General features: G+C 48.4%; 6 protein-coding genes. 3 read left to right on the top strand and 3 right to left on the bottom strand.

The annotated features are described in order from the left end of the window. The coding region (locus H6F50_RS00750) for a DegT/DnrJ/EryC1/StrS family aminotransferase (RefSeq protein ID WP_347277120.1) at window positions 1–1,385 on the top strand (1,385 nt) is incomplete at its 5' end. A gap of 193 nt (window positions 1,386–1,578) precedes the next feature. Then, window positions 1,579–1,767, top strand: a complete 189-nt coding sequence (locus tag H6F50_RS00755; protein ID WP_190411487.1) for a hypothetical protein — start codon at window positions 1,579–1,581, stop codon at window positions 1,765–1,767. Window positions 1,768–2,087: 320 nt separating this feature from the next. Here the strand turns inward: H6F50_RS00755 and H6F50_RS00760 are convergent, their stop codons facing one another. From H6F50_RS00760 to H6F50_RS27455, 3 genes are all read right to left on the bottom strand, one after another. Beyond that, window positions 2,088–3,488 carry an AtzE family amidohydrolase gene (locus H6F50_RS00760; RefSeq protein ID WP_190425217.1) on the bottom strand — a complete coding sequence of 467 codons (1,401 nt, stop codon included), beginning with the start codon at window positions 3,486–3,488 and terminating at the stop codon, window positions 2,088–2,090. Then, window positions 3,485–3,670: a DUF4089 domain-containing protein gene (locus H6F50_RS00765; protein ID WP_190411431.1), complete on the bottom strand. Its 186-nt coding sequence runs from the start codon at window positions 3,668–3,670 to the stop codon at window positions 3,485–3,487. The genes H6F50_RS00760 and H6F50_RS00765 overlap by 4 nt, the downstream gene beginning before the upstream one ends. Window positions 3,671–3,905: 235 nt before the next feature. Further along, the gene (locus tag H6F50_RS27455; protein WP_277879305.1) at window positions 3,906–4,028 is read right to left on the bottom strand and encodes a hypothetical protein; all 123 of its coding nucleotides are present in this window, start codon (window positions 4,026–4,028) and stop codon (window positions 3,906–3,908) included. A gap of 62 nt (window positions 4,029–4,090) precedes the next feature. Here H6F50_RS27455 and H6F50_RS00770 point away from each other — a divergent pair. Then, window positions 4,091–7,035: PAS domain S-box protein (locus tag H6F50_RS00770; protein ID WP_190425219.1), on the top strand; the 2,945-nt coding region annotated here is incomplete at its 3' end.

Raw genomic sequence — 7,035 nt, forward strand, 5'->3', positions numbered from 1 at the left:
GACTGGTGAAAGATGTGACAACCAACTTATCGTTAGCGTCGAGCTTAAAGTCGCCTGTAACAAGGTTGAAAGTTTATCCTAGATTGCGTCTGCATATTAGCTTTGCCGACCTTGCAGCAAGTCTTTTTTCCTTTCTTTACTTCCCAAACAGAGAGCAAATCATCCGAGACATTCAATTTGATTGGCTGGGAAAGCGAGAACTTTTAGTAACACAATACGATCGCGTCAAAATTCTTTCTAAGCCTGGGTGTAAGAGTGGATGGGACGAGCAAATTGATGAATGTAGCAAGGTTCTAGTTACACTTTCAGTTAGAACAGCTCTCGATCTGCTGCTACAGTCATTAAACCTTCCTGCTGGGTCGGAAGTGTTGATGAGTGGTGTCAATATTCGGGATATGGTTGATGTGGTGAAACGGCATGGGTTAGTACCGATACCCGTTGATATTTCCTTAGATACACTTGCACCCGATCTGAAGTTACTGGAATCTCTGATTTCGGAAAAAAGTAAAGTTTTGATTGTGGCACATTTATTCGGCTCAATTATCAATCTGGAGCCTTATGGCGAACTGTGCAAGAAACACCAGATTTTCTTAGTAGAGGATTGTGCCCAAGCTTTTGCCGGTGACAAATATCACGGTTATCAGGACGCAGATGTAAGTTTATTTAGTTTTGGCCCGATCAAGTCCTGTACCGCGCTTGGGGGAGCGATCGCTATCATTCGAGAGCGATCGCTTGCTCAACAAATGAGAGAGATCGAGCAACAATATCCCTCCAAGAGCGAGCCTTGGTTTTTTAAACGTATCCTTAAGTATTTTTGCTTAAAGCTTTTTTCGATTCCTTGGATATATTACCCTCTACTGGTTTTTCTTAAATACTTGGGAAAGAATCTCGACTCCGCGATCAACTCAATGACACGGGGGTTTTCTCAAGGAGATATTCTGGCAAAAATTAGGTATCGTCCTCCGACTCGGATGCTGGTTCTTTTGAGGCGGAGATTAAGAACCTGCGATACCCAATGGTTTGAAAGGCGGTCAAAAAATGCCCGCAAATTTCTGTCTCTTCTCAAACCCGAAATTCCTTGCCCCGGAAGCCAAACTGAGTACAACTCGTTTTGGGTTGTTCCCATACTGGTTTCAAATCCCCCATCGGTGATGGAAAAGCTTAGAGAGCAAGGTTTTGACGCTACTCAAGGAAATACCAGTTTGACCTCTATAGATATAGATATAGATAACGCTTCGTCAGGTGACAAACCAGCGACTGAAGCAGCTGAGAATGCACAACGGCTGATCCGGCATGTGCTTTACCTGCCCGTGTCTGAATCTTTACCGGAAAATGACCTAGTGTGTCTTGCACAATTAATCAATTCCATGAAGTGTGCCCCATGACAGCAAAAATGTAAGGGCGACTAGGCGGACTGAATACGCACATATCCCCAAGCTTGAGGCGGTGGGACTAAATTCGCATGCATCAGGATGCTCCTCCCAAAGCATGATTTTTATTATGAAATTGAAATTATGTCAAGATAATTAAAAAAGATGTTATATTAGTTTACATAGGTTCACACGAGGTTACACATTCATGCGATACACCAATAAAGAAGGGAATACCCTAACCCTCGATGAGTGTATGACTGCCGACAGCTTCTTTATGGAGGCTGATGTGTATGTCGGCGAACCACTAGAGATGCATTTCGACGAAAAACAAGAGCTAAAAGCAGGCAAGAAACCGAAGAAAGCAGTAGCAGCCAATCCAAGCGATCGCACATAAACCGCTCCCTACGAAGGTGTAATGGCTTTACTGTTGCAGAAACTTCAAAAATTAAAGAATTCTGGAAGTGTTACAGAGTGGTTGTTAGAGCGATTGACACCCATAGCAAGATCGGGGGTTTGAAAAAGCTCAACACGGCTAAAACACTTTCCTAAACCGGATATCTCTTCTCTAGACATTAACCTCGGCATACACAACCGAGGTTTTTTCTTGGGATACCATTTAACTTTTGGGCAACGATAGATCAGAAAGCCCCGTACCCCGACGTTATCAGAGATGGGATTTCTAAAAACTGAATCTCGATAAGGAGATGTATCGGGTTAAGCGCGATCGCCATTTGCAATTGGCGCTGAAATGATACCCTGTGCCTCCAGTACCGCCGCCACCCGGAGAATCAGCGTCTCGTTGTAAGGTGCGGCGATGATTTGCACGCCTAAAGGCATGGCATCGGGGCGATGAATGGGGACAGATAGAACCGGCAAACCAATAAAAGATAGCGGTTGCGTGAAGAGTCCTAGGTGGGGACGGACTAGCACCTCTTCTCCAGCGATCGCCATTTTTTCTTGTCCAATCGGAGGGGCAATGCAGGGAGTGGTTGGGGCGAGAATGATATCAACCTCGCTGAAGATTTCCCGAACGCGATCGCGGTACCATTGCCGAAATCTTTGCGCCTGAATGTACCAGCTTGCCGGAATCAGGGCACCCGCTAGAAAGCGATCGCGGGTTGCCGGATCGAAATCTTGAGGACGCGATCGCAAGGAAGCTAAATGCAGATTCGACCCTTCACTCGCCGTAATCACATACGCCGCCGCCCTTGCCCGATGGGGTTCCGGGATGGTGACAGTTTCTTGCACGCCTAACGCCCGCGCGACATTAGCAACCGCTTCCAACGCTTCTGGTTCTGCACCTTGGGCAAAATAAACATCCGCCACGGCAATTCGCAACCCCTCAATGCTCCGTTTGAGGTACGGCAAGCACGGTTCTGGGGGGCGAGTTGTACAAACCGGATCTCTGGCATCTGCCCCTTGCAAGACATCAAAAACGGCAGCTAGGTCGCGCACGGAACGGGCAAACGGCCCAATATGATCGAAGCTACTGGAAAACAATCCCGCGCCTGCTCTTGACAAACGCCCATAAGTAGGCTTAAAGCCGAAAACTCCGCAAAATGCCGCAGGAACGCGGATCGAGCCGTTCGTATCCGAACCCAGCGTCAGCGGCACTAATCCAGATGCCACAGCAGCCGCAGAACCTCCAGAAGAACCTCCGGTAACGCGAGTCAGATCGTGGGGGTTTGCTGATGTACCGTAGTGGCTGTTTTCAGTGACAAAGCCGTAAGCGTACTCATCCATATTCAGCGCCCCGACTAGGACGGCACCTGCTTGTTTGAGTTTGGCAACGGCGGTGGCGTCTTGGATCGCTGGAGGATTTTCGGCGTTAATTTTTGCGCCTGCGAGGGTGGTTAAACCGGCGATATCGAAGAGATTTTTAACGGCGAAAGGTACCCCTGCTAAAACACCCCGATCGTCGCCTTGAGCGATCGCGCGATCGATGGTTTCGGCGTCTGCAATTGCCGTCTCAGCCGTAACAGCCGTAAAACAGTTCAGCGTCTGATTCTGGTCGGCAATTCTCGCCAAGGTAGCAGCAACGACGGCTTTTGCTGAAACTTCAGAATTCCGCACGGCATAGGCAATTTGAGTAGCGTCAGGATAGGCTTGGCTCATGGTTGAAACACGGGTGCGGCTTCGATTTCATCGGGCAGAGGAAACTCGTTGACGAGTTGCGCGATCGCGGCAATTTTACTCAGATTCTCCACCACACCTGGATGGTGTTCTGGAGCCAGTGGCAAATCAATTAATTTTGCCATCAAATTGACATATTCTTCAGCGATGTCGTCAGTGGTCATTGCGGAAAAGAGAATGGCTAATGGTGCGGATTACTTGGGCAGATCCCAGATTAGTTCGATGAAAGCAGACTAACTTTCACGGAGGGTTTGCATAAGTTTATTCAGATGCGAACTCTATGCGCCAAGTATTTTTTTGTTTTCATGTCGTTTTTATCAACTGAGTTTAATTTAAATTTTATGAATAAATTTCCAGAGCGATCGCGTTGAATGAACGAGATTGGCGTGAATTTAGACACTAAAACCCAAAGATACCGGGAAAAAGTGGCGAGTTGCGATTTTGAGCGCGATCGCTGCTAATCATTGGGAATCCTAACAACTCAATAAATAATCCATAAGGTGAATACCAAAAAATTGTCATCTATCTTAGGGTAAAAAAAGCCTTGATGAAGGTGCGCTTTGGATTTCAATTTTGAAAGGTTCATGCTGAAAGTAACACGCTCCCAACTGCTGAGCTATGGCGTGGCTGTCTTGAGTGTGGTGGTAGCACTGCTACTGACACTCCTGTTACAGCCGCTGATGGGACCGCTCATTTTCCCTTTCTTTTATGCAGCAGTGTCGATTAGTGCCTGGTATGGTGGCATGGCTACGGGGCTGCTAGCTGCAATTTTATCGGCTTTAGTTACCAATTTCCTCTTCTTAGAGCCGCTCTATTCTGTAAACGTCACCAGCACGAGCCTTGTAGTGCGACTGGGTGTATTTATTCTGGTGACGTTCTTGATCAGCTCGCTGAACTCAGAACTACACACTGCAAAACAGCGGCTAGAGACGAGTCTGCTGAAGCTACAAGCAAGTGAGAAGCGCTATCGTCGCCTCATCGATACTGCCAACGAAGGCATCTGGACAATCGATACCCAAGGACGGACAGACTACGTCAACCAGCGAATGGCGCAAATGCTGGGATACAGGGTGGAAGAAATCCTGGAACGATCCATTTTCGACTTTGTGGATGAAGCGTCGCGCCAGGAAGCACTGCAAAAAATACTACAACCCAACCCAGACGTCACCGCTCAATATGACTTGCAGTTCCGCCGCAAAGACGGCTCGGATCTCTGGGCAATTGTATGTACCAGTCCAATTTTCAGCGACATGGGGGAATTCCTCGGCACGCTTGCCATGATTACCGATGTCAGCGATCGCAAGCAAGCAGAGTTGGTGCTACAGGAGTCCACCCGTCGCGTTACGAACGTCCTAGAGAGCATCACTGATGCGTTTGTCGCTTTGGATCGCCAGTGGCGGATCACCTATGTAAACCATGAAACAGCGAGGCTCAACGGGCAAAAGCTGGAGGAAATCGTTGGAAAAACTCACTGGGAGCAATGGCCTTGGTCAGTAGGGACGAAAGTTGAGCGAGAATATCGACGGGCAATTACCGAGCAGGTGGCTGTCCATTTCGAGGTGTTCTACGAGCCGTTAAGCATCTGGTTAGAGATCCATGCTTATCCTTCCGAAGACGGGCTGAGCATTTATTACCGGGACATCACCGAGCGCAAGCAAGCGCAGGAGACGCTGGAAAAAAAAGAAAATGAACTCCGCCTGATTACAAATGCCTTGCCAGTCCTGATTGCCTATATCAATTCAGAACAGCGCTATTGCTTTCACAACAAAGCCTATGAAGAATGGTTCGGGGATTATGGCACGCAAGTGAATGGAAAGCAAGTTCGGGAGGTTCTGGGCGAAGCCGCTTATGAAGCGACTCGTCCGTATATCGAAGCAGTCTTGTCAGGAAAACAAGTTACTTACGAAACCGAAATCCCTTATCAAGATGGTGGCATCCGCTACATCAGTGCCACTTACATTCCCCAGTTTGACAGTCTTGGGCAAGTTGAAGGATTTGTCGGCTTAGTTAGCGATATCAGCGATCGCAAAGCGGCTGAGGAAGCGCTGCGTCGCTCGGAAGAACGCTTCCGTAGACTGTTCGACTCCAACCTGAGCGGAATTGCCTTCTGGAACGTGGATGGTTTCATCACCGAAGCCAATGACGCTTACCTCCGCTTGGTTGGCTACACCCGCGAAGAATTTACCGAAGTAGGAAAAATCAGTTGGAGATACCTGACGCCCCCAGAGTACAAGCACTTGGACGAGCGAGCGATCGCAGAGGTTCTAGCAACGGGAGTTTCCAATATTTACGAGAAAGAGTACGTCCAACGGGACGGCAAGCGAGTGCCGATCGTTCTGGGGATTGCCTTGCTCAACGACTCCCAACAAGAGGGTGTAGCTTTCGTACTGGATATTAGCGATCGCAAACAAGTAGAGGCAGAACGCGCTGTGCTTTTATCCTTAGAGCAAATCGCCCGTGCGGAAGCAGAAGCCGCTAGAGAGCAAGTCTCCAATATTCTCGAAAGCATCACCGACGGCTTTCTCGCCTTCGACCGCGAGTGGCGTTTCACCTACGTCAACCGCGAGGGAGCCAGAACTTTGGGTCGTTCCCCGGAAGAACTTCTGGGCAAGAACTTCTGGGAAGAGTTGCCAGAAGTTGTCAACACCCGCTTCGATCAGATGTACCGGCGGGTAATTGCCGAGCAAGTGCCTCTGGAACTGGAAGACTATTACCCACCATTCGACGCTTGGTTTGTCGTCCGCGCTTACCCTACGGAAACCGGAGGACTATCGCTATACTTCCGCAATATTAGCGATCGCAAGCACGCTGAAGCCGCATTAATCGAAAGTGAGGAACGCTTTCGCCTAATGGCAGATACGGCTCCCGTCTTGATTTGGATGTCTGGTTTAGACAAGCTCTGTTATTACTTCAATAAACCTTGGCTAAACTTTACTGGCAGGACTTTGGAACAAGAGATGGGCAACGGTTGGATAGAAGGAGTCCATCCCGACGATCTCCAGTTTTTAGATACTTATGTAAATGCCTTTGATGCTCGTCAAGATTTCAAAATGGAATATCGTCTCAGACGCTTTGATGGGGAGTACCGATGGCTTCTAGAGATTGGGATTCCCCGATTTACACCGGATGGCAGTTTTCTGGGTTATATCGGCTCGTGTATCGACATTAGCGATCGCAAAGAAGCTGAAGCATCGATTCGACAACTCAATGAAAACTTGGAAAAACGGGTCAAAGAACGGACTGCCCAACTAGAAGCCGCCAATAAAGAACTTGAATCTTTCTCCTACTCGGTTTCCCATGACTTGCGGGCACCACTTCGCCATATTAGCGGTTTCGTAGACTTGCTCCTAAAACGGCTAGGGTCAACAACCCTCGATGAAACCAGTCTGCGTTATCTCAAAACGATTGCCCAGACCACTAAACAAGCCGGAGTTCTCGTCGATGAACTGCTCGCCTTTTCCCGCATGGGGCGCACTGAGATGCGCTATGCATCGATTAATATGGATCGGCTGGTTCGAGAAGTCCAACG

Origin of the sequence: Coleofasciculus sp. FACHB-712 (genome assembly GCF_014695635.1) — a bacterium.
In the GTDB taxonomy this organism is placed as follows: Bacteria; Cyanobacteriota; Cyanobacteriia; order Cyanobacteriales; family FACHB-T130; genus FACHB-T130.

Excerpts from the sequence above, each read along its gene's own strand:
- H6F50_RS27455 (WP_277879305.1), bottom strand. The coding sequence starts at position 4,028 with ATGACAATTTTTTGGTATTCACCTTATGGATTATTTATTGAGTTGTTA.
- H6F50_RS00760 (WP_190425217.1), bottom strand. The coding sequence starts at position 3,488 with ATGAGCCAAGCCTATCCTGACGCTACTCAAATTGCCTATGCCGTGCGG.
- H6F50_RS00755 (WP_190411487.1), top strand. The coding sequence starts at position 1,579 with ATGCGATACACCAATAAAGAAGGGAATACCCTAACCCTCGATGAGTGT.
- H6F50_RS00765 (WP_190411431.1), bottom strand. The coding sequence starts at position 3,670 with ATGACCACTGACGACATCGCTGAAGAATATGTCAATTTGATGGCAAAA.